General features: G+C 71.9%; 24 protein-coding genes. 10 read left to right on the top strand and 14 right to left on the bottom strand.

Annotated features, from left to right (window positions below; translation table 11 throughout):
- From ACIGEZ_RS16525 to ACIGEZ_RS16515, 3 genes are all read left to right on the top strand, one after another.
- A partial coding sequence (locus tag ACIGEZ_RS16525) for an acyl-CoA dehydrogenase family protein (RefSeq protein WP_399831464.1) occupies positions 1 to 255 on the top strand: 255 nt, incomplete at its 5' end.
- 28 nt (positions 256 to 283) lie between these two features.
- Complete coding sequence (locus ACIGEZ_RS16520) at positions 284 to 1,069, top strand: electron transfer flavoprotein subunit beta/FixA family protein (protein ID WP_399831462.1); 786 nt, start codon at positions 284 to 286, stop codon at positions 1,067 to 1,069.
- A gap of 33 nt (positions 1,070 to 1,102) precedes the next feature.
- Positions 1,103 to 2,059 (top strand): electron transfer flavoprotein subunit alpha/FixB family protein, encoded by a 957-nt coding sequence (locus tag ACIGEZ_RS16515; protein WP_399831460.1) that lies wholly within the window; start codon positions 1,103 to 1,105, stop codon positions 2,057 to 2,059.
- Between the two features lie 89 nt (positions 2,060 to 2,148).
- On the opposite strand, the gene ACIGEZ_RS16510 is transcribed toward ACIGEZ_RS16515, so the two are convergent.
- From ACIGEZ_RS16510 to ACIGEZ_RS16490, 5 genes are all read right to left on the bottom strand, one after another.
- Positions 2,149 to 2,544: a Zn-ribbon domain-containing OB-fold protein gene (locus ACIGEZ_RS16510; RefSeq protein WP_399831458.1), complete on the bottom strand. Its 396-nt coding sequence runs from the start codon at positions 2,542 to 2,544 to the stop codon at positions 2,149 to 2,151.
- A 159-nt stretch (positions 2,545 to 2,703) separates the two neighbouring features.
- Positions 2,704 to 3,408, bottom strand: a complete 705-nt coding sequence (locus tag ACIGEZ_RS16505; protein WP_399831456.1) for a TetR family transcriptional regulator — start codon at positions 3,406 to 3,408, stop codon at positions 2,704 to 2,706.
- A gap of 74 nt (positions 3,409 to 3,482) precedes the next feature.
- Complete coding sequence (locus tag ACIGEZ_RS16500) at positions 3,483 to 4,244, bottom strand: SDR family NAD(P)-dependent oxidoreductase (RefSeq protein WP_399831454.1); 762 nt, start codon at positions 4,242 to 4,244, stop codon at positions 3,483 to 3,485.
- Between the two features lie 46 nt (positions 4,245 to 4,290).
- Positions 4,291 to 4,695, bottom strand: a complete 405-nt coding sequence (locus ACIGEZ_RS16495; RefSeq protein WP_399831452.1) for a hypothetical protein — start codon at positions 4,693 to 4,695, stop codon at positions 4,291 to 4,293.
- Positions 4,696 to 4,788: 93 nt separating this feature from the next.
- The gene (locus ACIGEZ_RS16490; protein ID WP_399831450.1) at positions 4,789 to 5,934 is read right to left on the bottom strand and encodes an acyl-CoA dehydrogenase family protein; all 1,146 of its coding nucleotides are present in this window, start codon (positions 5,932 to 5,934) and stop codon (positions 4,789 to 4,791) included.
- Positions 5,935 to 6,049: 115 nt separating this feature from the next.
- Between ACIGEZ_RS16490 and ACIGEZ_RS16485 the strand changes: the two genes are divergently transcribed.
- From ACIGEZ_RS16485 to ACIGEZ_RS16475, 3 genes are all read left to right on the top strand, one after another.
- Positions 6,050 to 6,655, top strand: coding sequence for a TetR/AcrR family transcriptional regulator (locus ACIGEZ_RS16485; protein ID WP_399831448.1), 606 nt, complete (start codon positions 6,050 to 6,052; stop codon positions 6,653 to 6,655).
- 114 nt (positions 6,656 to 6,769) lie between these two features.
- Positions 6,770 to 7,462 (top strand): TNT domain-containing protein, encoded by a 693-nt coding sequence (locus tag ACIGEZ_RS16480; RefSeq protein ID WP_399831446.1) that lies wholly within the window; start codon positions 6,770 to 6,772, stop codon positions 7,460 to 7,462.
- Positions 7,459 to 7,698 carry a hypothetical protein gene (locus ACIGEZ_RS16475; RefSeq protein WP_399831444.1) on the top strand — a complete coding sequence of 80 codons (240 nt, stop codon included), beginning with the start codon at positions 7,459 to 7,461 and terminating at the stop codon, positions 7,696 to 7,698. The genes ACIGEZ_RS16480 and ACIGEZ_RS16475 overlap by 4 nt, the downstream gene beginning before the upstream one ends.
- A 37-nt stretch (positions 7,699 to 7,735) precedes the next feature.
- Here ACIGEZ_RS16475 and ACIGEZ_RS16470 read toward each other — a convergent pair whose 3' ends face one another.
- The 5 genes from ACIGEZ_RS16470 to ACIGEZ_RS16450 form a co-directional block, all read right to left on the bottom strand.
- Positions 7,736 to 8,872: an XdhC family protein gene (locus ACIGEZ_RS16470; RefSeq protein ID WP_399831442.1), complete on the bottom strand. Its 1,137-nt coding sequence runs from the start codon at positions 8,870 to 8,872 to the stop codon at positions 7,736 to 7,738.
- 42 nt (positions 8,873 to 8,914) lie between these two features.
- A complete protein-coding gene (locus tag ACIGEZ_RS16465) occupies positions 8,915 to 10,381 on the bottom strand; it encodes an NCS2 family permease (protein WP_399831440.1) in 1,467 nt (488 codons plus the stop codon).
- A 218-nt stretch (positions 10,382 to 10,599) separates the two neighbouring features.
- Positions 10,600 to 13,005, bottom strand: coding sequence for a xanthine dehydrogenase subunit D (gene pucD / locus ACIGEZ_RS16460; RefSeq protein ID WP_399831437.1), 2,406 nt, complete (start codon positions 13,003 to 13,005; stop codon positions 10,600 to 10,602).
- A 2-nt stretch (positions 13,006 to 13,007) separates the two neighbouring features.
- Complete coding sequence (locus tag ACIGEZ_RS16455; RefSeq protein WP_399831435.1) at positions 13,008 to 13,595, bottom strand: (2Fe-2S)-binding protein; 588 nt, start codon at positions 13,593 to 13,595, stop codon at positions 13,008 to 13,010.
- Positions 13,596 to 13,597: 2 nt separating this feature from the next.
- Entirely contained in the window at positions 13,598 to 14,488 is an 891-nt protein-coding gene (locus ACIGEZ_RS16450) for an FAD binding domain-containing protein (RefSeq protein ID WP_399831433.1), read from the bottom strand.
- A gap of 299 nt (positions 14,489 to 14,787) precedes the next feature.
- Here ACIGEZ_RS16450 and ACIGEZ_RS16445 point away from each other — a divergent pair, with 299 nt between their 5' ends.
- Positions 14,788 to 16,482 carry a PucR family transcriptional regulator gene (locus ACIGEZ_RS16445; RefSeq protein ID WP_399831431.1) on the top strand — a complete coding sequence of 565 codons (1,695 nt, stop codon included), beginning with the start codon at positions 14,788 to 14,790 and terminating at the stop codon, positions 16,480 to 16,482.
- A gap of 160 nt (positions 16,483 to 16,642) precedes the next feature.
- The gene (locus ACIGEZ_RS16440; protein ID WP_399831429.1) at positions 16,643 to 17,416 is read left to right on the top strand and encodes a hypothetical protein; all 774 of its coding nucleotides are present in this window, start codon (positions 16,643 to 16,645) and stop codon (positions 17,414 to 17,416) included.
- A gap of 40 nt (positions 17,417 to 17,456) precedes the next feature.
- On the opposite strand, the gene ACIGEZ_RS16435 is transcribed toward ACIGEZ_RS16440, so the two are convergent.
- Both ACIGEZ_RS16435 and ACIGEZ_RS16430 read right to left on the bottom strand, forming a co-directional pair.
- Entirely contained in the window at positions 17,457 to 18,977 is a 1,521-nt protein-coding gene (locus tag ACIGEZ_RS16435) for a hypothetical protein (protein ID WP_399831427.1), read from the bottom strand.
- A gap of 59 nt (positions 18,978 to 19,036) precedes the next feature.
- Entirely contained in the window at positions 19,037 to 19,792 is a 756-nt protein-coding gene (locus ACIGEZ_RS16430; protein ID WP_399831425.1) for a GntR family transcriptional regulator, read from the bottom strand.
- 148 nt (positions 19,793 to 19,940) lie between these two features.
- Between ACIGEZ_RS16430 and ACIGEZ_RS16425 the strand changes: the two genes are divergently transcribed.
- Both ACIGEZ_RS16425 and ACIGEZ_RS16420 read left to right on the top strand, forming a co-directional pair.
- Positions 19,941 to 20,930: a (2Fe-2S)-binding protein gene (locus ACIGEZ_RS16425; RefSeq protein WP_399831423.1), complete on the top strand. Its 990-nt coding sequence runs from the start codon at positions 19,941 to 19,943 to the stop codon at positions 20,928 to 20,930.
- A gap of 225 nt (positions 20,931 to 21,155) precedes the next feature.
- A complete protein-coding gene (locus tag ACIGEZ_RS16420; RefSeq protein ID WP_399831421.1) occupies positions 21,156 to 22,229 on the top strand; it encodes a DUF2637 domain-containing protein in 1,074 nt (357 codons plus the stop codon).
- Positions 22,230 to 22,273: 44 nt separating this feature from the next.
- Here ACIGEZ_RS16420 and ACIGEZ_RS16415 read toward each other — a convergent pair whose 3' ends face one another.
- Positions 22,274 to 22,699 carry an ATP-binding protein gene (locus ACIGEZ_RS16415; protein ID WP_399831419.1) on the bottom strand — a complete coding sequence of 142 codons (426 nt, stop codon included), beginning with the start codon at positions 22,697 to 22,699 and terminating at the stop codon, positions 22,274 to 22,276.
- 92 nt (positions 22,700 to 22,791) lie between these two features.
- Positions 22,792 to 24,534 carry a pyruvate dehydrogenase gene (locus tag ACIGEZ_RS16410; protein ID WP_399831417.1) on the bottom strand — a complete coding sequence of 581 codons (1,743 nt, stop codon included), beginning with the start codon at positions 24,532 to 24,534 and terminating at the stop codon, positions 22,792 to 22,794.
- Positions 24,535 to 24,538 lie beyond the last annotated feature (4 nt).

The raw sequence follows: 24,538 nt of genomic DNA, 5'->3' as shown, positions 1-24,538 counted from the left end.
CGCCAGCTCACCTACGCCGCCGCGGCCAAGAGCGAGCGCGTCGACGGCGACCTGACCTTCTTCGGCGCCGCCGCCAAGTGCTTCGCCTCCGACGTCGCCATGGAGGTCACCACCGACGCCGTCCAGCTCCTCGGCGGCTACGGCTACACCCGCGACTACCCCGTCGAGCGCATGATGCGCGACGCCAAGATCACCCAGATCTACGAGGGCACCAACCAGGTCCAGCGCATCGTCATGGCCCGCAACCTCCCGTAACCACCCGCCCGTTGAAAGGAGACAGGCCGTGACCCTGAAGATCGCTGTCTGTGTGAAGTACGTTCCCGACGCCACCGGCGACCGCGGATTCGCCGACGACCTGACCACCGACCGCGAGGCCGTGGACGGTCTGCTCTCGGAGCTCGACGAGTACGGCGTCGAGCAGGCGCTGCGGATCGCCGAGGAGGCGGACGACGCCGAGGTCACCGTGATCACCGTCGGCCCGGACGACGCCAAGGACGCGCTGCGCAAGGCGCTGTCGATGGGCGCCGACAAGGCCGTCCACGTCAACGACGAGGACATCCACGGCACCGACGTGATCGGCACCTCCGCCATCCTCGCCAAGGCCCTGGAGAAGACCGGCTTCGACCTGATCGTCTGCGGCATGGCCTCGACGGACGGCACCATGGGCGTGCTGCCGGCGCTGCTCGCCGAGCGCCTGGGCCTCCCGCAGGCCACCCTGCTCTCCGAGGTCTCCGTCGAGGACGGCGTCGTGACGGGCCGCCGTGACGGCGACGCCGCCAGCGAGCAGCTCCAGGCCCCGCTGCCGGCCGTCGTGTCGGTCACCGACCAGTCGGGCGAGGCCCGTTACCCCTCCTTCAAGGGGATCATGGCCGCCAAGAAGAAGCCGGTCGAGGAGCTGGACCTGGACGACCTCGGCATCGACGCCGACGAGGTCGGCCTCGGCGGCTCGTGGACCCTGGTCGAGTCGGCCACGGCGCGCCCGGCCCGTACGCAGGGCACGATCGTCACGGACGAGGGCGACGGCGGCAAGCAGCTCGCCGCGTTCCTGTCCGCCCAGAAGTTCATCTGACCCACCGTCATCATCCCTCAGGAGCAAGGAATCATGGCTGAGATCCTGGTTCTCGTGGACCACGCCGACGGTGCGGTCCGCAAGCCGGCCCTCGAACTGCTGACGCTGGCCCGCCGTATCGGCGAGCCGTCCGCGGTCGTCCTCGGCGCGGGCGAGGCCGCGGCCTCGATCGCCGCGAAGGCCGGCGAGTACGGCGCGGCGACCGTCTACGTGGCCGACGGCGCCGAGTTCGGCGAGCAGCTGGTCGTACCGAAGGTGGACGCGCTCGCGCAGATCGCCAAGGACAAGGGTGTCGCCGCGGTCCTGGTGACCTCCTCGGGCGAGGGCAAGGAGGTCGCGGCGCGCGTGGCGCTGCGCCTCGGCTCCGGCCTGATCACGGACGCGGTGGAGCTGGAGGCCGGCGAGAACGGCCCGGTCGCCACCCAGTCGGTGTTCGCCGCCTCGTACCAGGTGAAGTCGGCCGTCTCGCACGGCGTGCCGGTCATCACCGTCAAGCCGAACTCCGCCGCCCCCGAGGCCGCTCCGGCCGCGGGTGCGGTCGAGAGCGTGACCGTGGCCTTCACCGGCAACGCGGCCAGGGTCGTCTCGCGCACCCCGCGGGTCTCCACCGGCCGTCCGGAGCTGACCGAGTCGGCGATCGTGGTCTCCGGCGGCCGCGGTGTCGGCGCGGCCGAGGGCTTCGCCGTCGTGGAGAAGCTGGCCGACTCGCTCGGCGCGGCCGTCGGCGCCTCGCGCGCCGCGGTGGACGCGGGCTGGTACCCGCACGCCAACCAGGTGGGCCAGACCGGCAAGCAGGTCTCGCCGCAGCTGTACATCGCGGCGGGCATCTCCGGTGCCATCCAGCACCGGGCCGGCATGCAGACCTCGAAGACGATCGTGGCGGTCAACAAGGACGCCGAGGCCCCGATCTTCGACCTGGTCGACTACGGCGTGGTGGGCGACCTGTTCGAGGTGCTGCCGCAGCTGACGGACGAGATCGGCGCGCGCTGACCTCACCTACGGGAGGGGGCGGGTGGCACTCTGTGCCACCCGCCCCCTCCCGTATGCCCTCGGCCGGGCCCGGTCACCCGCGCTCGCCCTCAGTACCAGCCGTCGAGCGCGACCTCTTCGCAGAGCCGGACGACCGGCCTGCGCCCCGTCGCGACACCGTCGGAGGCGAGCCTGACCCGGGCTCCGGGCCGTATGGCGTGCGGGGGCCCGTCGACCCGGCAGCGGACGACGAAGCCCTCGGTCATGTGCACCGGCCAGAGATCGGCCTCGGCGGCGGTGAAGGCCCGCCGTACGGAGATCACGCCTTCGCCCGCGCTGAGTTCGGGGGCCAGGTCGGTCGACCCGCAGGTGGGGCAGAGCAGGCGCTGGAAGGTCGTGGTCTGGCACCAGCGGCAGCGCTGGAAGTAGAGCTCGGGCTCGGCGGCCGACTCGTCGGCCAGAACGGCGGTCCCGTTCCGCAGGCCCGTGGATCCGGTGTGGAACACGATGCGTTCTCCTTGCACTCGGCGGCTCAACCGTGCATGGAGCAAAGATATGGCACTGAGTGCCAGCAAATAAAGACCTGAGTTCCCTCATTTGACGATACTGAGACCCCCATGTGGCCCAGCCGTCTCCCGAAGCCTCCCGGCGTCACTCAGCGTCTCTCAGCCCTCACCGAGACTCGACTCCACCTCGCGCACCACGCGCCACATCGGGGTGGACCGCTTGGCGATGACCACGACCACGTCGTCGGTCTCCGGCTCCCCCGCGGCCCCGGCGGGCGCGGCGTCCGGGCTCAGGGTGTCCCTGACGAAGCCGAGGGCCCGGTCCACCTCGGCCAGCGGGTCGCCCTCGCCGCCCGAGCGAAGCCAGTGGCGCAGCGCGTGGTTGTGCGCGGCGACGACGGCCGCGGCGACCACGTTGGCCCGCAGGGTGCCGTCGCGGCGGTCGGCGAAGCGGGTGCGCAGGTAGTCGCCGAGGGTCTTCTCGTACCGCCAGACGACGGAGAGCTCGTACGTGCGCAGGCCGGTCACCTCGCGGGTGAGGCGGTAGCGCTGGACGGAGAAGGTGGGGTTCTCGGCGTACATCCGCATGACCAGGCGGGTGGCCTCGCAGACGCGGGCCAGCGGGTCGTCGGAGTCCTCGCTCGCGGCGAGGAACTCGGTCATGTCGGCGAGGCTCTGCTCGTGGTCGGGGAAGACCACGTCCTCCTTGGACGGGAAGTACCGGAAGAAGGACCTGCGGCCGACCCCGGCGGTCCTGACGATGTCGTCGACCGTCGTCTGCTCGTAGCCGCGCTCCAGGAAGAGCTGGAAGGCCGCCGCGACGAGGGAGTCACGCATCGAGGGCTTGGCGGGGTTGCTGCTCATGCCCCGAACCTAGCACTCGGATCCCTCGCGCAGCGGCACTTGGTGCCACGCCGGACGTCAGGCGGGGTGCCGGGTCAGCGGGCGGCCATCCGCAGGGCGCCGTCCATCCGGATGGTCTCGCCGTTGAGGTAGTCGTGCTCGGCGATCATGGTGACCAGACGGGCGTACTCCTCGGGGCGGGCCAGTCGCTGCGGGAAGGTGACGCTGGCGGCGAGCCCGGCCCGCACCTCGTCGCTGAAGCCGGCCATCATCGGGGTGTCGACGATGCCCGGGGCGACGGTCACGACCCGGATGCCGTACTGGGCGAGGTCACGGGCGGCGGTGACGGTCATCCCGGCGACACCGGCCTTGGAGGCCGCGTACGCGATCTGGCCGACCTGCCCCTCGAAGGCGGCGATGGAGGCGGTGTTGACCACGAGCCCACGCTGCCCGTTCTCGTCCGGCTCCCGCCGCGCGATGGCCTCGGCGGCCAGCCGCATCACGTTGAACGTGCCCACCAGGTTGACGTCGAGCACCGTCCTGAACAGCTCCAGATCATGCGGCCCCTTGCGGCCCAGCACGCGCGCGGACGGCGCGATCCCGGCGCAGTTCACGGCGAGCCGCAGCTCGGCCCCGTCCTCCTCGATCCGCCCGAGCGCCGCCCGGACCTGCTCCTCGTCGGTGACGTCGGCCGCGACGAGCACGACCCCGTCCACCGGCGTCCCGGCCCCGGCGACGGCCTTGTCGAGGTCGAGCCCGTACACGGTCGCCCCCTTCGCGGCGAGCGCGGCGGCGGTGGCCGCCCCGAGCCCCGATGCGGCACCGGTGACGAGCGCGGCGGAACCTGCGATGTCCATGAAACTCCTCATACGAGCCGACGGCCCGTATGAGGCCGCCGGAGGTCTATTTCCATTCGTAGATCTTCGCGGTGGCCTTCCCGCTGTCCTCCGTCTCGAACTCGAATACTCCGGCGATCCCGTTGAGTCGGCTCAGTTCGGCGGCGGCGGTCTCGTAGAAGATCGCGCCGCGCCAGTGCACCGTGCCGGCCTCGTCGATGCGTCCGACGCCGGAGCCGTGCCAGGTGACGGTCTGGCCGTCCTTGGTCATGACGACCCCCTGGCCTTCCCCGAAGAGCGTGCCGTCGGCGCGCAGGACCGATTCGTACGTGCCCATGTCCTTGACGTCGGCACCGAGCAGCGTGCCCGTCGCCGTGAAGGACGCCTCGAGGACGGGGTGGCCTCCGTCCGTGGACAGCACCCGGATTCCCGTGGTGTCTCCCTGCAGATCAGCGATCAGTTCGCCGAGCATGATGGGGCTCCTCTCCGGAAGGGAACGGCCTGATCCCCCCTTCCGGACTACGCCGGATGCAAGAGGCCGTCAAACGGAGCCGGAGCCGCGCCTTCAGCGGGACAACTGGCGGCTGATGACCAGGCGCTGGATCTGGTTGGTGCCCTCGAAGATCTGCATGATCTTGGCCTCGCGCATGTAGCGCTCGACCGGGAAGTCGCGGGTGTAGCCGTAGCCGCCGAGGACCTGGACCGCGTCGGTCGTGACCTTCATGGCCGCGTCCGTCGCGATCAGCTTGGCCGCGCTCGCCTGGCGGCTGAAGGGGCGGCCGAGGTCGCGGCGGCGGGCCGCGTCCAGGTAGGTGGCGCGGGCCGAGTCGACGGCGGCGGCCATGTCCGCGAGGAGGAAGCCGAGGCCCTGGTGGTCGACGATCTTCCGGCCGAAGGTGGTGCGCTCGTTGGCGTACCCGACGGCGGCGTCGAGCGCGGCCTGGGCGAGGCCGGTGGCGCAGGCGGCGATGCCGAGGCGGCCGGAGTCCAGGGCGCTGAAGGCGATCTGGAGGCCCTGGCCCTCGTCGCCGATGCGCCGGTCGGCGTCGACAAGGGCACCGTCCCAGTGGGCGGAGGTGGTGGGGACGGCCTGGAGGCCCATCTTCCGCTCGGGCTTGCCGAAGCTCAGGCCCTCGGTGGCGCCGGGAGCGAGGAAGCAGGAGATGCCGTGGCTGCCGGGGGCGGTACGGGCGAACAGCGCGTAGAAGCCGGCCTTCCCGCCGTGCGTGATCCACGCCTTGTTGCCGGTGACGCGGTACGCGGTGCCGTCGTCGAGGAGCTCGGCCTTGCAGGCGAGGGCGGCGGCGTCGGATCCGGCCTGCGGCTCGGAGAGGCTGTAGCCGCCGATGAGGCGGCCCTCCAGCATCGCCGGCAGCCAGCGCTCCTTCTGCTCCGGCGTGCCGAAGGAGTAGACGGGGTGGCAGGCGAGGGTGTGGACGCTGGTGGCGACGGCGACGGCGGCCCAGCGGGCGGCGAGCTCCTCCAGGACCTGGAGGTACACCTCGTAGGGCTGGCCTCCGCCACCGAACTCCTCGGGGTACGCGAGGCCGAGCAGACCGGCCTCGCCGAGGGTCGCGAACAGGCCTTCCGGGTACGTCTCGGCGGCCTCGTGCTCGTCGACGCGGGGGGTCAGCTCCTTGTCGGCGATCTCCCGCGTGAGGGCGATGAGGTCCGCTGCCTCGGGGGTGGGAAGCAGGCGGTCGACATCCATGGCGACTCCAGTCACGACACAAACGGTACTGCGAAGGGTACGTCAGTACCGGTGAGAGTAGCGCAGAAGGCGGCCCACGTAACCCCCCGAACGGGTCGACCGGCATACTGTTCGGGTGATCGAGACCTCAGCCGTCGACACCCCCAAGCTCACCGGGCGCGGCGCCGCGCGCCGCTCCGAGCTCTTCGAGGAGCTGGTGGCACTCCTGGTGGGCGAGGGCTTCGCCCAGCTGACCCTGGACGATCTCGCCGCCCGGCTGCACTGCTCCAAGCGCACCCTCTACGGCCTCGCCGGCAGCAAGGAGCAGCTCGTCCGGGCTGCCGTGGTCCACTTCTTCCGGCGCGCGACTGTCCGCGTCGAGTCGGTCCTCGCCGCCGCCGCAGGACCGGCCGAGCGGCTCGCCGCGTACCTGCGCGCCGTGGCGGCCGAACTGGCCCCGGTCTCCCCGCAGTTCTTCGACGACGTGGCCGCGTTCGAACCGGCCGCCGAGGTCTACGAGCGCAACACCCGCGCCGCGGCCGGCCGGGTGCAGCAGCTGATCGAGGAGGGCGTGTCGGCAGGCGTCTTCCGCGAGGTCCACGTGACCTTCGCGGCCGACGTGATCTCCTCCGTCATGGTCCGCATCCAGCAGCGCCAGGTCGCCGCCACGACGGGCCTGGCCGACGCCGAGGCGTACGGGCAGCTGGCGGAGCTGCTCCTCAACGGCCTGCGCAAGGGCTGAGCCCCGCACGCCCCCGACATGGCCGGTTCGCACCCGTGACCGGTCACTCTGCGCAGATGATCCACTACCGTGTGCCGCGCACCGACTGGCCACCCCTTACGAGGAGACCCCCGCGTGGAGCGCAGCCGTACCGCCCTGAGAATCCGAGCCGTCCTCGCCACCCTCGGCGTCACCGCCGCCCTCACCGCCGTCCCGGCGGCGGCCGACACCGCTCCCGCCGGGAAGCCGCGGACGCAGGCCGCCCCGCCGGCGCCCTGCACCGGGGAGTTCGGGGGTGACAAGCGGCTCGGCCCGAAGCACCTGCCGAAGAAGTGGCAGGAGCCGGTCGGCCCGCTGGTCAACCGCTACCACCGCACCGGAAAGCTCTCCTCCGCCGACTTCCTGAAGAAGTACTGGGAGGGTCCGGCCGGCACCGGCAGCTGGAAGTACCCACCGAACGACGGCTTCGCCGAGGTCAACGGCAGGGTGGACAAGGCACCCGAACTCCTCCTGGAGGGCGAGCGGCTGGACCGCTTCGGCTCCGAGTTCGGCTCCTACCTCGCCCCCGCCGGCGACGCCTTCGGCAAGCGGGCGCTGCCCCCGCAGAGCCTCGGCACCCGTGAGGCGGCATTCCCCTGCGACTACCACCTGTACGAGGTGACGAAGGAGTTCGTGGTCTGGGAGGGCTCGATCGCCCCCTGGTTCGAACAGCCCGGTGGCGGCCGCCAGATCAAGCTGGACGCAGCCCTCCTGAACCCGGGCGAGGGGCAGCGCCTCAACGTCAAGTGGCTGCTCGACAACGGCTATCTGGTCCGCCTGCCCGCGTGACGGAACGCGAACGGCTCGCACGGGCACTCTGGGAGGCCGGAGTGCCCGGCGAGCTGTACTGGATCGAGGGCGTCCACGAACCGGTGCCCACCCCGCCGGACTTCGTCTACCTCCGGTCGGTCCCGGGCAGGGCGGGTTGGGAGACCGGTGTGTACGAGCGCGGCGCGCACCACCCGGTCGCGGTGCACGCCACGGAGGCGGAGGCCTGCGCCCACCTCCGCACGCTCGCGCTCTGAGCGCGCCGAGACCACGAGCGACCGGGCGACCGGGCGATCAGGCGACCGAGCCGATGCGCCCGGCGGGCTCCCGGGGGGCGTCGTGGTGGATCGGGGTGTGCGCGCCGGTGAGGGTGAGGCCGCTGCCGCCGCGCCGGTTGGCGACGATCTCGGCGCCGATGGACAGGGCCGTCTCCTCCGGCGTACGGGCACCGAGGTCGAGGCCGATCGGGGAGCGCAGGCGGGCGAGTTCGAGCTCGGTGACGCCGACCTCGCGCAGCCGCTTGTTGCGGTCCTCGTGGGTGCGGCGGGAGCCCATCGCGCCGACGTAGGCGACGGGCAGCTTGAGGGCGACCTGGAGGAGGGGCACGTCGAACTTGGCGTCGTGGGTGAGGACGCACAGCACGGTGCGGCCGTCGACCTCCGTCGACGCCAGGTAGCGGTGCGGCCACTCGACGACGATGTCGTCGGCCTCGGGGAAGCGGAGCTTCGTGGCGAAGACCGGTCGGGCGTCGCAGACGGTGACGTGGTAGCCGAGGAACTTGCCGACCCGGACGAGCGCGGACGCGAAGTCGATCGCGCCGAAGACGATCATGCGGGGGGCCGGGACGGAGGACTCCACGAGGAGGGTGAGCGGCTGTCCGCAGCGGCTGCCGTCCGCGCCGATCTCCACGGTGCCGGTGCGGCCGCCGTCGAGCATCGCGCGGGCCTCGCCGGCCGCGGTGCGGTCCAGCTCGGGGTGGCCGCCGAGACCGCCCTCGTACGAACCGTCGGGGCGGACCAGGAGGGCCCGGCCCATGAGGTCGTCGGGGCCCGAGACGATCCGGGCCAGGGCCGCCGCCTCGCCGGAGACGGCGGCGGCCAGCGCGGCGGGGTAGACCCCGCCGCGGACCGGGGTGACGAGGATGTCGATGATGCCGCCGCAGGTCAGACCGACCGCGAAGGCGTCCTCGTCGCTGTAGCCGAAGCGCTCGACGACCGTCCGGCCGTCTTCGAGTGCCTGTTGGCACAGCTCGTAGACCGCCCCCTCCACACATCCGCCGGAGACGGATCCGATCGCCGTGCCGTCTCGGTCGACGGCGAGCGCGGCGCCCGGCTGCCGGGGCGCGCTGCCGCCGACGGCCACCACGGTGGCCACGGCGAACTCGCGTCCCTGCTCGACCCACCGGTGCAGCTCCTCGGCGATGTCCAGCATCTCGAACTCCTCAGGGAATGTGTGGAGGTGGCGTCAGGGGCGTCAGCCGACGCCCAGCCAGCTCTCGATCGGATGGATCGCGAAGTAGATGACGAAGACGGCCGTCAGCGCCCACATGAAGCCGCCGACCTCCCTCGCCTTGCCCTGCGCGCTCTTGATGACCGCGTAGGAGATGACGCCCGCCGCGACACCGGTGGTGATGGTGTAGGTGAAGGGCATCAGGACCACGGTGAGGAACACCGGGATCGCCACGGAGCGGTCGCTCCAGTCGACGTGCTTGGCGTTCTGCATCATCATCGAGCCGATGACGACCAGGGCCGCGGCGGCGACCTCCTGCGGCACGATCGCGGTGAGCGGCGTGAAGAAGAGGCACAGGGCGAAGAATCCGCCGGTGACCACGGAGGCCAGACCGGTACGGGCGCCCTCGCCGACGCCGGTGGCGGACTCGACGAAGACCGTCTGACCGGAGGCACCGCCCGCACCGCCGAGGATGCCGCCGGCACCGTCGATGAACAGCGCCTTGGACAGGCCCGGCATGCGGCCCTTGTCGTCGGCGAGCTTGGCCTCGGTGCCGACGCCCAGGATGGTCGCCATGGCGTCGAAGAAGCCGGCGAGCACCAGGGTGAAGACGATCATGGTGATCGTGATGTAGCCGACATCACCCCAGCCCGTGAAGGACACGTCCCCGATGAGTGAGAAGTCCGGGGCGGACACCGCGCTGCCGTCGAGCTCCGGCGGGCCGGAGAACCAGGCCTTCGCCGGGATGTCGGCGACGGCGTTCAGGAGGACCGCGACGAGGGTGCCGGCGACGATGCCGATGAGGATGGCGCCGGGGATGTTGCGGGCCTGCAGCGCGAAGATCAGCAGCAGGGTGAAGGCGAAGATGAGGACCGGCCAGCCCTCGAGCTCACCGGCCGGGCCGAGCGTGACGGGACCGCCGCCGGGGGCGGGGTTCTCGTGCACGAAGCCGGCCTTCACGAAGCCGATGATGGCGATGAACAGACCGATGCCGATGGTGATGGCGTGCTTGAGCGCGAGGGGGATCGCGTTCATGATCATCTCGCGGAGGCCGGTGACCACCAGGAGACAGATCACGGCGCCGTACGCCACGGACATGCCCATCGCCTGCGGCCAGGTCATGACCGGCACGACCTGCGAGGCCATCACGCCGGAGACGCTGAGGCCGGCGGCGAGGGCGAGCGGGACCTTGCCCCAGAAGCCCATCAGGAGAGTGGTCGCGGCCGCGCAGAGCGCTGTGGCGGTGATCAGCGCGGGCTGGCTGAGGACGTTTCCTGCGACATCCTTGCCGCTGAGGATCAGGGGGTTGAGCAGGAGGATGTACGCCATCGCCATGAAGGTGGTGACGCCGCCGCGGATCTCCGTCGCGACGGAGGATCCTCTCTCCGAGATGTGAAAGTACCGGTCGAGCCAAGACCTGCCGGCGGGGTTGCGCGAGCCGTTGCCCGCGTCCTCGGCCGTGGTCTTGGGCTCCACTGACGACTGGGTCATGGGGCCTACTCCCAAGGTTCAAAGGGGCACCCGCATCAGACTTCGGAAGCTCTGATCGAAACTGCGGGATTTGGGATATCAAGTTGGCTGCACGACCCGGGGGACGGCCCGAGACGAACGGGTGAATCGGTACTGCGGTCACTGCGGTGGAGCATCCCCGGACGGTGCGGGCGGGGAAGTGTGACGTTCCTGGGAGGCGCGCACCGTCCGGAGAGGTCTTACAGGGTGCCGGTGAGCGCCTCGGGACGTACCGGCGTCTTGCTGAGCTCCAGGCCCGTCGCGTTCCGGATCGCCGCGAGGACGGCCGGGGTGGACGACAGGGTCGGGGCCTCGCCGAGTCCCCGCAGGCCGTACGGCGCGTTGGGGTCGGCCAGTTCGAGTACGTCGACCGGGATGGTCGGCGTGTCGAGGATCGTCGGGATCAGGTAGTCCGTGAAGGAGGGGTTGCGCACCTTCGCGGTCTTCGGGTCCACGATGATCTCTTCCATCACCGCGACGCCGAGGCCCTGGGTGGTGCCACCCTGGATCTGGCCGACGACGGAGAGCATGTTGAGCGCCTTGCCGACGTCCTGGGCCGTGGCGAGCTCGATGACCTTGACCAGGCCCAGCTCGGTGTCGACCTCCACCACCGCGCGGTGCGCGGCGAAGGTGTACTGGACGTGGCCGTCACCCTGGCCGGTGACCAGGTCGAACGGCACGGTCGGGCGGTGCCGGAACTCGAGCTCGAGGTCGATCGGCGCCTCGCCCTCCAGGATGTCGGCGATGGTCGCCAGGACCTCGCCGCCGTCGGTCACGACCTTGCCGCTCTCCAGGAGCAGCTCGGCGGTGGCCCACGCCGGGTGGTAGGAGCCGTTCTTGCGGCGACCGATCTCCAGGACCTTCTCGCGGACGGCCTCGCAGGTGTTCTTCACCGCGCCACCGGTCATGTACGTCTGCCGGGAGGCGGACGTCGAACCGGCGGAGCCGACCTGGGTGTCGGCGGGGTGGATGGTCACCTGCGTGACACCCAGCTCCGTGCGGGCGATCTGGGCGTGCACGGTGACACCGCCCTGGCCGACCTCGGCCATGGCCGTGTGGACCATGGCGACGGGCTCGCCGTTGATGAGCTGCAGGACCACGCGGGCGGTCGAGTAGTCGTCGAAGCCCTCGGAGAAGCCGACGTTCTTGATGCCGACGGCGTAGCCGACACCGCGGACGACACCCTCGCCGTGCGTGGTGTTCGACAGACCACCGGGCAGCGCGCGGACGTCCGCGCCCTCGCCGGCCGTCTCCCACTGGCGCTCCGGCGGCAGCGGGCGGGCCTTGACCCGGCGAAGGAGCTCGGCGACCGGGGCCGGCGAGTCCACGACCTGGCCGGTCGGCATGATCGTGCCCTGCTCCATGGCGTTCATCCGCCGGAACTCGACGGGGTCCATGCCCAGCTTGGCGGCGAGCTTGTCCATCTGTGCCTCGTACGCGAAGCAGGCCTGGACCGCGCCGAAGCCGCGCATCGCGCCACAGGGCGGGTTGTTCGTGTAGAGCGCGACGGCCTCGATCTCGACGTCGTCGATCACGTACGGACCGGCACCCAGCGAGGAGGCGTTGCCGACGACGGCCGGGGAGGCCGAGGCGTAGGCGCCGCCGTCGAGCACGATCCGCGCCTTCATGTGCGTGAGCTTGCCGTCCTTGGTGGCGCCGTGCTCGTAGTGGAGCTTCGCCGGGTGGCGGTGCACGTGGCCGAAGAAGGACTCGAAGCGGTTGTAGACGATCTTGACCGGCTTGCCGGTGCGCAGCGCCAGGAGGCAGGCGTGGATCTGCATCGAGATGTCCTCGCGGCCGCCGAAGGCACCGCCGACGCCGGAGAGCGTCATGCGCACCTTCTCCTCGGGCAGGCCGAGGACGGGGGCGATCTGCTTGAGGTCCGAGTGCAGCCACTGGGTGGCGACGTAGAGGTCGACACCGCCGTCCTCGGCGGGTACGGCGAGGCCGGACTCCGGGCCGAGGAAGGCCTGGTCCTGCATGCCGAAGACGTACTCGCCCTCGACGATCACGTCGGCCCGCTTGCGGGCCTCCGCCACGTCGCCGCGGATGATCGGCTGGCGGTGCACGATGTTCTGGTGCGGGACGTGACCGGAGTGGTGGTCGTCGCGGCCCTCGTGGATGAGCGGCGCGTCCTCGGCGAGCGCGGAGGCCTCGTCGGTGACGACGGGCAGCTCCTTGTACTCGATCTTGATCTTGGCGGCCGCGCGGCGGGCGGTCTCCGGGTGGTCGGCGGCGACCAGGGCCACCGGCTCACCATGGTGCCGCACCTTGCCGTGGGCCAGGACGGGGGTGTCCTGGATCTCCAGGCCGTAGTTCTTCATCTCGGCCGGCAGGTCGTCGTACGTGAGCACGGCGTACACGCCGGACATCGCGAGGGCCTCGGAGATGTCGATGGAGACGATCTCGGCGTGCGCGACGGTCGAGCGCAGGGTCTGGCCCCACAGCATGTCCTCGTGCCACATGTCCGAGGAGTAGGCGAACTCACCGGTCACCTTGAGGGTGCCGTCGGGGCGCAGCGTGGACTCGCCGATGCCGCCCTTGGTGTGGTTCTGGGTGACGTTCGTCGGCGTGCCCGCCGGAACGGTGCGCGTGTTCTGCGCCATGGTCAGACCGCCTCTCCCTGACGGGCGGCCGCCAGGCGGACCGCGTCGAGGATCTTCTCGTAGCCCGTGCAGCGGCAGAGGTTGCCGGAGAGGGCCTCCCGGATGTCCTGGTCGGACGGGTCGCTCTGACGCTCGAGGAGCTCGTCGGCGGCGATCAGCAGACCCGGGGTGCAGAAGCCGCACTGGACGGCGCCGGCGTCGATGAACGCCTGCTGGATCGGGGAGAGCTCGACGCCCTCACCGGTCTGCGAGTCCTGGCCGGGCTTGGCCTCCCACTTCTTGGCCGCGTCGAGCGAGGTGCCGCAGGCGCCGCCGGCGCAGCCGGTGTGCTCCGCACGCTCCTTGGCGAAGTCCGCCAGGCCCTCGACGGTGACGACCTCGCGGCCCTCGACCTGACCGGCGGCGACCAGGCAGGAACAGACCGGCACGCCGTCGAGACGGACCGTGCAGGAACCGCACTCGCCCTGCTCGCAGGCGTTCTTGGAGCCGGGCAGACCCAGGCGCTCACGCAGAACGTAGAGAAGGGACTCGCCCTCCCAGACGTCGTCGGCTTCCTGCGGACGACCGTTGACCGTGAAATTCACGCGCATGGTTATGCAGCTCCCTCAAGCGTGCGGCCGTTGCCGCGGTACTGCTCCCAGGTCCAGCCGAGCTGGCGGCGAGCCATGATTCCGACGGCGTGGCGGCGGTACTTCGCGGTGCCTCGGACGTCGTCGATCGGGTTCGCGGCACCCGAGCACAGCTCGGCGAACTGCTTCGCGATCGAGGGGGTGATGATCTTGCCGCTGTCCCAGAAGCCGCCCTCCTCCAGAGCCGCGTTCAGGAAGGCCTCGGCCTCCTTGGCGCGGATCGGGGTGGGAGCCGCCGAACCGATGCCGGTCCGCACGGTCCGCGTCTCGGGGTGCAGCGCGAACCCGAAGGCGCACACGGCGATCACCATGGCGTTGCGGGTGCCCACCTTGGAGTACTGCTGGGGCCCGTCCGCCTTCTTGACGTGGACGGTCTTGATGAGCTCGTCGGGCTCCAGCGCGTTGCGCTTCACGCCCGTGTAGAACGCGTCGATGGGGATGAAGCGGCTGCCACGGACCGATTCGACCTCGACCTCGGCGCCGGCCGCGAGGAGCGCGGGGTGCGCGTCACCGGCGGGGGAGGCAGTGCCCAGGTTGCCGCCGACGCCGCCGCGGTTGCGGATCTGCGGGGAGGCCACGGTGTGCGAGGCGAGGGCCAGGCCGGGGAGCTCGGCGCGCAGGTTCTCCATGATCTGGGTGTACGGAACGGAGGCGCCGAGGCGGACGTTCTCCTCTCCGACCTCCCACTCGCGCAGCAGCTCGATCCGGTTGAGGTCCAGGAGGTACTCGGGACGCCGGTGGTCGAAGTTGATCTCGACCATGATGTCGGTACCACCCGCAATGGGCACGGCCGTGGGGTGCTCTGCCTTGGCGGCGAGCGCCTCCTCCCAGCTGGCGGGGCGAAGGAAGTCCATGGTGGCTCTCTTCTAGTGCTTCGAGTGAACGGGGGGGTCGTCCGTACGGGCCCGGGGGGACGGCCGGCCCTCGACGATCTCTTCATGTGCTGTTAACGCGGTGTGTGTGGCCTAGTACACAAGCCACGATGGCCCGGGTGCAGTCACCGAAAACATGAAGGAGTTGGCTGGCGGCCATCCTTGTCTTGTAGATTCGAACGAAAGGCGTGGAACAGTTACCTCACCGTTTCCCCCTGGAAACGGCGGCACCACGCCACCGACGACAACGCGACACCCATCAAAGGAACGGCGGCGACATCATGCGGCTGCGCGCACTGCTGGAGAACGACGCGCTCGGGCTGCGCCTGCTCGGCGGCGACGACGAGCTCGACCGCACCGTCCGCGGCGTGATGACGACGGACCTCAAGGACCCCAGCCGTTACCTGTCCGGGGGCGAGCTGGTGCTCACCGGCCTCGCCTGGCTCCGGGACCCGGAGGACGCCGAGCCGTTCGTCCGGATTCTGGCCTCGGCAGGGGTGGCCGCGCTGGCGGCCGGCGAGGCCGAACTCGGGGACATCCCGGATGATCTCGTACAGGCGTGTTCACGCCACCGACTTCCCCTGTTCGCAGTAAACGAGTCCGTTGCGTTCGCGACGATCACCGAGCATGTTGTTCGACAGGTCTCCGGCGAACGGGCCGGCGACCTGGCCGCGGTCGTCGACCGCCACAGACGTCTGATGACCTCGGGACCGGCAGGCGGCGGACCCGAGGTCGTCCTGGACCTCCTCGGCTCCGACCTGGACCTCCGGGCCTGGGTGCTCTCCCCCACCGGCCGCCAGATCGCGGGTGCCGGAGAGCCCCTTGAGCCCGCTCTCGCCGCCAGTCTGGCCGGCGAGCACCTGGCTGCCACCCGCACCGGACGGCGCGGCCCGCACCGCCTGAGCATCGAGGGAACGGCGTACTCACTCTTCCCGATCCGCAACACCGGCCGTGGCGCAACGCCCGCCTCCCGCGACGTCCGGGAGACCGTCCTGGCCGACTGGCTGCTCGCCGTGGAGGCCGACGCGAGCGACTGGCCGGCCGCCCGCCTCGACCTCCTGCAGGGCGTGACCCAGCTGATCGCCGTGGAGCGGGACCGCCGCGACGCGGCCCGTACGGTGCGGCGCAGGCTCGCCCAGGAGGTCCTGGAACTGGTCCAGACGGGCGCCGCCCCCGCCGAGATCGCCGCCCGCCTCCGGGTGGCCGCCCCGGTCCTGCTGCCGGGCCTCGGCAGCGCCCCGCACTGGCAGGTCGTGGTGGCCCGGGTCGAGTGGGAGCAGGAGCCGGGCCAGAACGCCGTCGACAGCGGCCCGATCGCCCAGGCGCTCCTGGAGGAGATCCTGGTCGACCCCGCGACCTCGGGCGCCGACTCGGCGGACCGGATCGCCGTGGCGCACAGCGGCGACGAGGCCATCGCCCTCGTCCCCCTGGCGGCGGCCCCCCTCCCGGACAGCGAGGACGACCTCCCCGCCGTTTCCCTCGGCCTGCACGCGGACGCACTGCTCACCGCGGTACGCACCCCCCTCTCGGCCGGCCTGGCCGACGACGGCCGCCTGACCCTGGGCGTCAGCGCCGCCGTGCACTCCGCGGAGGGCCTGCGCGGCGCCCTGGAGGAGGCGCGGCATGCCCGCCGGGTGGCGGCCGCCCGCCCGGGCCGCGTCTGCGCGGCGGGCCACCACGAGCTCGCCTCGCACGTCCTGCTGCTGCCCTTCGTCCCGGACGACGTCCGCCGCGCCTTCACGGCCCGCCTCCTGGACCCGCTGCGCGACTACGACCGCCGCCACCGCGCCGAGCTCATCCCGACCCTGGAGGCGTTCCTGGACTGCGACGGCTCGTGGACCCGCTGCGCGACCCGCCTGCACCTCCACGTGAACACGCTGCGCTACCGGGTGGGCCGGATCGAGCAGCTCACGGGCCGCGACCTGTCCCGCCTCGAAGACAAGCTGGACTTCTTCCTGGCCCTGCGCATGAGCTGAACGGCATTCATCTCTTCGGGTGATCACGCCAACTGAAAGGGCGGCAGCCGACTGCCGCCCTTTCCGGCCGTTCCGCCGTCTCCCCTTGTGAAAAGTTTCACCCGACCCCTTGGCCGGGCCGTCGCGTTCGTGCTGAGATGCCGTCCTACTCAACAGCTCGATGGCGCGCTCTGGGGAGGGCAATGTGGAGTACGGCCGGGGGACCCCGTTGGAAACCGCGATCTGGAGGCTTCGCTCCCGCGGATGCTGGACGGACGCGGCCGAACTCCTCACCCCACGCGCGGCCGAGCCGGCCGCGGCCCTGGAGCGAGCGGCCCTCCTGATCGAACGCTGCCTGTACACCGAGCAGGGCTGGGCCGAGGCGGAAGAGGCCCTGCGCGCCGCCGAAGCGGTGGCGCAGACCGACGAGGAGCGTGGGGCGGCAGCCTGCGAACGCGGGTACCTGGCCTACGCCTCCACCCTCCTGGGCGTACGCGACCGGGCCGACGAGGCAAGGGCGGCACTGGGCCGGGCAGCAGCCCTGATCGCCCCGGAGACCCCCGGCCGCCCCCTCCTCGACTTCCGCCGGGGCCTGATCGCCCAGAACCTGGGCGACTCCCCCCAGGCGGCCCGCGCCGCGTACCGCAGGGCCCACGCGGGAGCATCAGAGCAGGGCGACACCCTGCTCCTCTCCTCCACGTGGCGCCACCTGGCCGGACTGGCCCTGCGCGAGGGCGAGTTGACGGAGGCCCGGCACGGCTTCGCCGAATCCCTGCGCATCCGCGAGGAGTTGGGCTACCTGGTCGGCACCGCCCCGGCCCTGGCCTCCCTGGCGGAAGCGGAGACGGAACCGGAAGCAGGCCGCCTACGAGCCGAAGCGGCCCGCCTGTTCCGCCTCCTGGGCGGCGTACCGACCTGGCTGGCCGCCCAGCTGACCCCACGCCCGGCGATCTAGCAGCACCCGCCACGAACGGGAGCGGGGGCCGGGGAGGGGCCTACCGCTCCAGCCGGACCAGGGCCTCGTCAAGACCGACCAACAGCGCCCCGTCCTCCCCGACGGCCACGGCCCGAACCGCCGGCCCAGGCCGAAACGCCAGCCGATCCCCCTGCTCGAACCGATGCAGCTCGACAACGCCATCAGCCCAGGCAACCCCGAGAACCGCCCCGTACGGCGTCTCAGCGGCATCCAGCGACACCACCGGAGAAGACCGTTCCGCCACGGGCGAGGGATCCGCCTCCTGCCCCGGCGTCCAGCGCCGCACCGCTCCGTCCATCCCCCCGCTGCAGACGAACGGCGTAGCCGACTCGACCGCGGCCACGGCCGTGACCCGCCCGCTGTGCAGCGCGGCCTGGTGCAGCCCGGTGAGCCCGAACGCGTGCACGGACCCGAGCCGGTCGCCGACGACCACGGACCCCGCGATGGCGGCGAGCGCGGTACCGGGATGCCGCGTCAAGGTTGCGGAGACCGCCTCGGTCAGCCGCCGCAGGTACGGCGCCCGCGGCTGCTTCCCCGGCACGGTGTGCAGGCGCCCCCGCTCGTCAAGGAGCAGCACGGTCCCGTCCGGCGCGGGCGCCAGCGCCCTGACGCGCCCGGTCACCGGGTGATCAAGTCGCCCGAGCGGACGGGCGTCACCCACGCCCAGCAGCCGTACGACCCCGCCCAGATCCGCCGCGAGCAAGGTGCCGCCCTGCACGGCGAGCGCGGCGACCGGCCCGGGCCACGGCGGCGCGACGTCCCCGGTGACCCGCGCCCACCGCACCCGCCAGGGCCCCCCGGCGGCAAGCCCTTCGAGCGCGGGCCGCAACCGCGGATCGGCACCGTCCCCGAGAACGGCAAGCAGCACCAGCGCACGCTCGGCGGCATCCCGGGCCAGACAGAGCGCCTGCCCACCCCGCAGCCAGGCGGCCCGGAGCCCACCGTGCGGGTCGCCGGCATCGCGGACGTACCCGGTGGTGACGGCGATGGGATCAGCGCCACACACGGCGAGGGGATCGGCAAGGTCCAGGCCGACGGAGCCGGCAACGAACCCGGGCTCCTCACCCTCCTCGTCCCCGTCGACGACGGCAACCCTCCCCGAGGCGAGCAGGGCGTACTCGGGCGTACCCTCCCGGCCTTCGACGACCAGCCGCACCCGCCCCAGCCGGGCGAGGTCGCCCAGCAGCGAGGCGATGGCCTCGGGCTCCGCGGCAGCATGCAGGGCAGGCAGGAGCAGCAAGGTACGGGAGGCCCGCCCGCTCTCGGTGGTGGCGAGCACCCGCACGAGATCGGCGGGGGACGAGGCGACGACCCCGAGATGACCGGCGACGGCCCAGGCGACACCGAGCGCGGACTGCCCGCGCAGCGGCACGAGCACCCGATGGGTGCGGCGCCGCCCGGCAGCACGAGGGGCCTGCCCCGCGAGCCAGGAGAGCAGCCCCGGGGCGCCGGTGACGAGGCAGAGGCGGGGGGCCTCGGGGTCGGTGAGCCAGCCGAGCAGGGCCGAGGCCCCGGGGCGCTCCGCGCGGACGGACGGCATGGGCACCTCTCGGTCGGCGCGGTTTCGGACGAACGGGCTGACGTGGTCGACCTTAGTCGTCAGTCCTGCGCTCCGGTGAAGTGCTCCCGTACGAGTGACGACACGACCGCGAGGTCCTGGGTGATCAGCGCGTCGAGCAGTGCGCTGTGCTCGGCCGCGTCGGCGACGAGTTCGCCGTGCCGGGTGGCGGGAGCACTCATGAGGGGCCACTGGGACCGTCGGTGGAGGTCGTCGGCGACCAGAAGGAGCTGCTCGTTCCCGGCGAGGGAGAGCACGGCACGGTGGAAGGCCCGGTCGGCCTCGGCGTAGTGGGCCCGGTCCCCCCGGGCGGCGGCGGCCGAGGTGGCCTCGGCGAGCGGCCGGAGTTCGGCCCAGCGGGCGGCGGGTACGGTGCGGGCGAGCCGCAGCATGACGGGGACCTCGATGAGCGCGCGGACCTCGGCGAGCTCGGCGAGCTCGCGGGGGGTGCGTTCGGTGACGCGGAACCCGCGGTTGGGGACGACCTCGACGGCGCCCTCGGTGGCGAGCTGCTGCATGGCCTCGCGGACGGGGGTGGCGGAGACGCCGAAGCGTTCGGCGAGGGCGGGCGCGGAGTAGACCTCGCCGGGCACGAGCTCGCCACCGACGAGGGCGGTCCGCAGGGCCTGCAGGATCTGCCCGCGCACGGAATGCCGCTGTACGGGCCGGGGGGCGAGCCCGCTGGGCTCGCTGTGAACGTGCTCACCACGGACTTGCTCGGGAACACGGGCCGCCCCTGCGTACGCCGCAGCGGCGGAGCGGTCCGAACTCCGCTCGCGACTCCTGCCCTGCTCCACCCGGGTCCTCCTGCGCCTTCGTACCGGGCCCGGCTCGCGGTGCCTGGGTCCCTTGTGCACGATAGGCGGACGGCGTCACAGTTCAAACACCGTACGCATCGGGTAAGGTAAGGCTAACCTCTTAACGATCGCGATTCGGTGGTCCTCCATGGCCGTGCCCGCTCTGCTGCCGTCTCCCCCCGCTTCCCCCGCCTCGCCCGTCGCCGCCGCCTACGCGAGACTCGGCGAGGTCTTCACCGCCCTGCGCATCGACGAGCGCGGCCGGGACGAGCGGACGCCGCGCGGTGCGGGCTGGATCGGCGCGGACGAGCTGGGCGCCGGCGGGGACGGCCTGGACGCCTTCCTCGCCTGGGACGAGGCGCAGGTGGGGCGCGACTACGGGACCACGGCCCGCCCCGACGTGATCGCGAGCTTCGGCCTCCACCGGTACGCGTGGCCCACGTGTCTCCTGGTGACCGTGCCCTGGTTCCTGAACCGCAGGGTGCCCCGCCTGCCGGCACGGAACGTGGCCTTCCACCGCGCCCTGGGACGGCTCGCGGTCCGGGTCGAGGAGTTCGCCTGCCTGCCCGGGGACCCGGCGGCCACGCTGCCGGGCGCGAGGGTCGTACCCGACGAGGAGGCGTTGCGCGCCGAGGTGCGGGCTTCGCTCGCCGAGCACTTCGAGGAGGTCCTGTCCGGCGTGGGACCGCGGATGCGCCGCGGCCGCCGGGCCCGGTGGGGCATGGTCACGGACGAGATCGTCGAGGGCCTCTGGTACATCGCGACCCGCCTCGGCGAAGAGGACCGGGCACTGGCGGAGCTGACCCGACTACTGCCGGGCAGGACCACACCCCCGGGCCCGGCCAGGACCCCGGCCAGGACCCCGGCCAGGACCCCGGCCAGATCCACGACCCAGACCCCGACCACGACCACGGCCCCGACGACGACCGCCGCAGCCCCCCACCCACCCAAGCCCTACGTGGGCGGCGCGGGCTTCCGCGACCTGGAGGGCTCGGCGGAGGCGTGCGGGGCGGTACGCGCGACCCGTGACCGGGCTACGTGCTGCTTCTTCTACACGCTCCGCCCCGAGGACACGTGCCTGACGTGCCCGCGCACCGCCGACGCGGAGCGGGTCCGCAGACTCACGGCGACAGCCTGACGAGCCGGCTACGCCACCCCCACGGGTGGCAGTAATCGAACGCAACCCGCGATCCGCACCCACCAGTTCGACCAGATCACACCTATTCGTATGCCCGACGCCCCCCGATGGCGTGCTCTTGCCCCGAAACCCCGTACCCGCCCCGCAAGGTCGGCCAGTATGGGCGGCCGTATCGCCCTACTGCGAAGCACTACCGAGGCACGACGCGAGGCAAGGGACACCGCTATGAGACTGACCGACATATCGCTGGACTGGCTGCTACCTGGCGGCGTGATGGTGGCGGGAGTCCTGACGGCGGTGGCGGTGCTCGCGCGCGGGAAGCGCGCCGGTGACCAGGCCGCGGCCGACGACTCCTGGGAGCGCAGCGAGGAACGCCGCAGACGCAAGGAGGCCGTCTACGGCACCGCGTCGTACGTCCTGCTCTTCTGCTGCGCCGCGGTCGCGGCGGCGCTCTCCTTCCACGGGCTCGTCGGCTTCGGCCGGCAGAACCTCAACCTCTCCGGGGGCTGGGAGTACCTGGTCCCCTTCGGTCTCGACGGCGCCGCGATGTTCTGCTCGGTGCTCGCAGTCCGGGAGGCCAGCCACGGCGACGCGGCCCTCGGCTCGCGCCTGCTGGTGTGGACGTTCGCGGGCGCGGCGGCCTGGTTCAACTGGGTGCACGCGCCGCGGGGCATGGGTCACGCGGGCGCCCCGCAGTTCTTCGCGGGCATGTCCCTGTCGGCGGCGGTCCTGTTCGACCGGGCGCTGAAGCAGACCAGGCGGGCGGCGCTGCGCGAGCAGGGCCTGATCCCGAGGCCGTTGCCGCAGATCCGGATGGTCCGCTGGCTGCGGGCGCCGAGGGAGACCTTCGGCGCGTGGTCGCTGATGCTCCTGGAGGGCGTACGGACCCTGGACGAGGCGGTCGACGAGGTGCGCGAGGACCGGCGGGAGAAGGAGCAGAACCGGCTGCGCAGGCGCGAGCAGGCGAAGCTGGACCGGGCGCGGCTGCGGGCGCTGAACCGGCAGCACCGCGCGTTCGGCCGCGGTGGCGGCCGGCAGGTGGACGTCTCGGCACTGGGTTCCGGTGCGGGTGCGGGCTCCGCGACGGCGGTGCAGGCCGCTGTCGCGGAGCCCGCCATAGCGGACCCCGGACAACTGCCGCTTCGACCCCGGCCCTCCCTGCAAGCCGTGAAGGGCGCTGAGCCGCGTCCGGGCGAGTCCCGGATGGTGGACCTCACCGCCGAGGACGACACCCAGACACTGCCCCGGCTCGACTCGCTCGAGCGCAAGCTCGCCGACCTGGAGCAGCAGTTCGGCTGATCGACCGCGTCAGGCCGGTCGGCCACGACGACCGGACACCCGCTTCACGCTGCGGCGGGGCCGCCCTCGGCGGCCCCGCCGTTCAGTTCGAACCACACCACCTTGCCCACGCCGTGGTTCTCGACCCCCCAGGAGTCGGCGAGCGCCTGGACCAGGACGAGTCCCCTGCCGTGCGTGCCGTCGTCGGCGTGCGGTACGTGTGTGGCGGCGAGTCCTGAGACGAAGTCGCGTACCTCGACCCGGAGTTGCGCGGGGGCGACGGTCGCGGTCACGACCGCCCCGTGGTCCGTATGGATCAGGGCGTTGGTCACCAGCTCGGTGGTGAGCAGTTCCGCGACGTCGGTTGCGCCCGGCGCCCCCCAGGTCCCCAGCATCGTGCGCAAGGCGTGTCTCACCTCCGGCACCGCGGTCAGCTCCGCGCATCCCACCTTTCTGAGCAGTCGAGTCGGCTGTCGCGCCTCCCGGGCCATATCCCGTGTCCCCCACCCCTGCGTCGGATCGAACAGGCTCACGGGGATGCATGCCCCACCGGGAGGCCCGCATTCATGAGCGCGCCGGCGCGTCAGGGCCGTGGCACGTTGCGCAGGTTGGATCGGGCCATCTGGAGCATCCGGCCCACTCCCCCGTCCAGGACGATCTTGCTGGCGGAGAGCGCGAAACCGGTCACCATCTCGGCGCTGATCTTCGGCGGGATGGAGAGCGCGTTGGGGTCGGTGACGACGTCCACCAGGGCCGGGCCCTTGTGCCTGAAGGCGTCCTTCAGTGCGCCGGCGAGCTGTTTGGGCTTCTCGACGCGGACGCCGTAGGCGCCGGCCGCGCGGGCGATGGCGGCGAAGTCGGGGTTCTTGTTCGTGGTTCCGTACGAGGGAAGTCCGGCCACGAGCATCTCCAGCTCGACCATGCCGAGCGAGGAGTTGTCGAACACGATCACCTTCACCGGCAGGTCGTACTGCACCAGGGTGAGGAAGTCGCCCATGAGCATGGAGAAGCCGCCGTCGCCGGACATGGAGACGACCTGGCGGCCCCGGTCGGTGAACTGGGCGCCGATGGCCTGGGGCAGGGCGTTGGCCATGGAGCCGTGGCTGAAGGAGCCGATGATCCGGCGGCGCCCGTTGGGGGTGATGTAGCGGGCGGCCCAGACGTTGCACATCCCGGTGTCGACGGTGAACACGGCGTCGTCGTCGGCGAGTTCGTCGAGCACGGAGGCGACGTACTCGGGGTGGATCGGCACGTGCTTCTCGACCTTGCGGGTGTACGCCTTCACCACGCCCTCCAGGGCGTCGGCGTGCTTCCTCAGCATCTTGTCGAGGAAGCGGCGGTCCGTCTTGGCCCGCACGCGCGGGATGACGCAGCGCAGGGTCTCGCGCACGTCGCCCCAGACGGCGAGGTCGAGCCGGGAGCGCCGGCCGAGCCGCTCGGGCCGTACGTCGACCTGGACGATCGGGACGTCGTCGGGCAGGAAGGCGTTGTACGGGAAGTCGGTGCCGAGCAGGATCAGCAGGTCGCACTCGTGGGTGGCCTCGTAGGCGGCGCCGTAACCGAGCAGTCCGCTCATGCCGACGTCGTACGGGTTGTCGTACTGGATCCACTCCTTGCCGCGCAGTGCGTGCCCGACGGGTGACTTCACCCGTTCGGCGAACTGCATGACCTCGGCGTGCGCTCCGGCGGTGCCGCTGCCGCAGAAGAGCGTCACCCGGTCGGCGGAGTCGATCATCCGGACCAGAGCGTCGATCTCGCCGTCGCCGGGGCGGACGGTCGGCCGGGAGGTGACGAGCGCGGTCTCGGCGGCCTGCTCGGGCGCGGGCTCGGAGGCGATGTCGCCGGGGAGCGAGACGACGCTGACGCCGCCCTGGCCGACGGCGTGCTGGATCGCGGTCTGGAGCAGCCGGGGCATCTGCTCGGGGTTGGAGATCAGCTCGCTGTAGTGGCTGCACTCGCGGAACAGCTGGTCGGGGTGGGTCTCCTGGAAGTAGCCGAGGCCGATCTCGCTGGAGGGGATGTGGGAGGCGAGGGCCAGGACCGGGGCCATGGAGCGGTGGGCGTCGTACAGGCCGTTGATGAGGTGGAGGTTGCCGGGGCCGCAGGAGCCGGCGCAGGCGGCGAGCCTGCCGGTGATCTGGGCCTCGGCCCCGGCGGCGAAGGCGGCGACCTCTTCGTGCCGCACCTGGATCCAGTCGATGGCGGCGTTGCGGCGGATCGCGTCGACGACGGGGTTCAGGCTGTCGCCGACCACGCCGTAGAGGCGCTGGACGCCCGCCCGGACGAGGATGTCGACGAGCTGTTCTGCGACGTTCTGTTTGGCCATGGAT

Origin of the sequence: Streptomyces sp. NPDC085481, assembly GCF_044541845.1 — a bacterium.
Lineage (GTDB): Bacteria > Actinomycetota > Actinomycetes > Streptomycetales > Streptomycetaceae > Streptomyces.
Note: the sequence above shows the minus strand (reverse complement) of the source record. Positions and strands in the feature narration are given on the sequence as shown.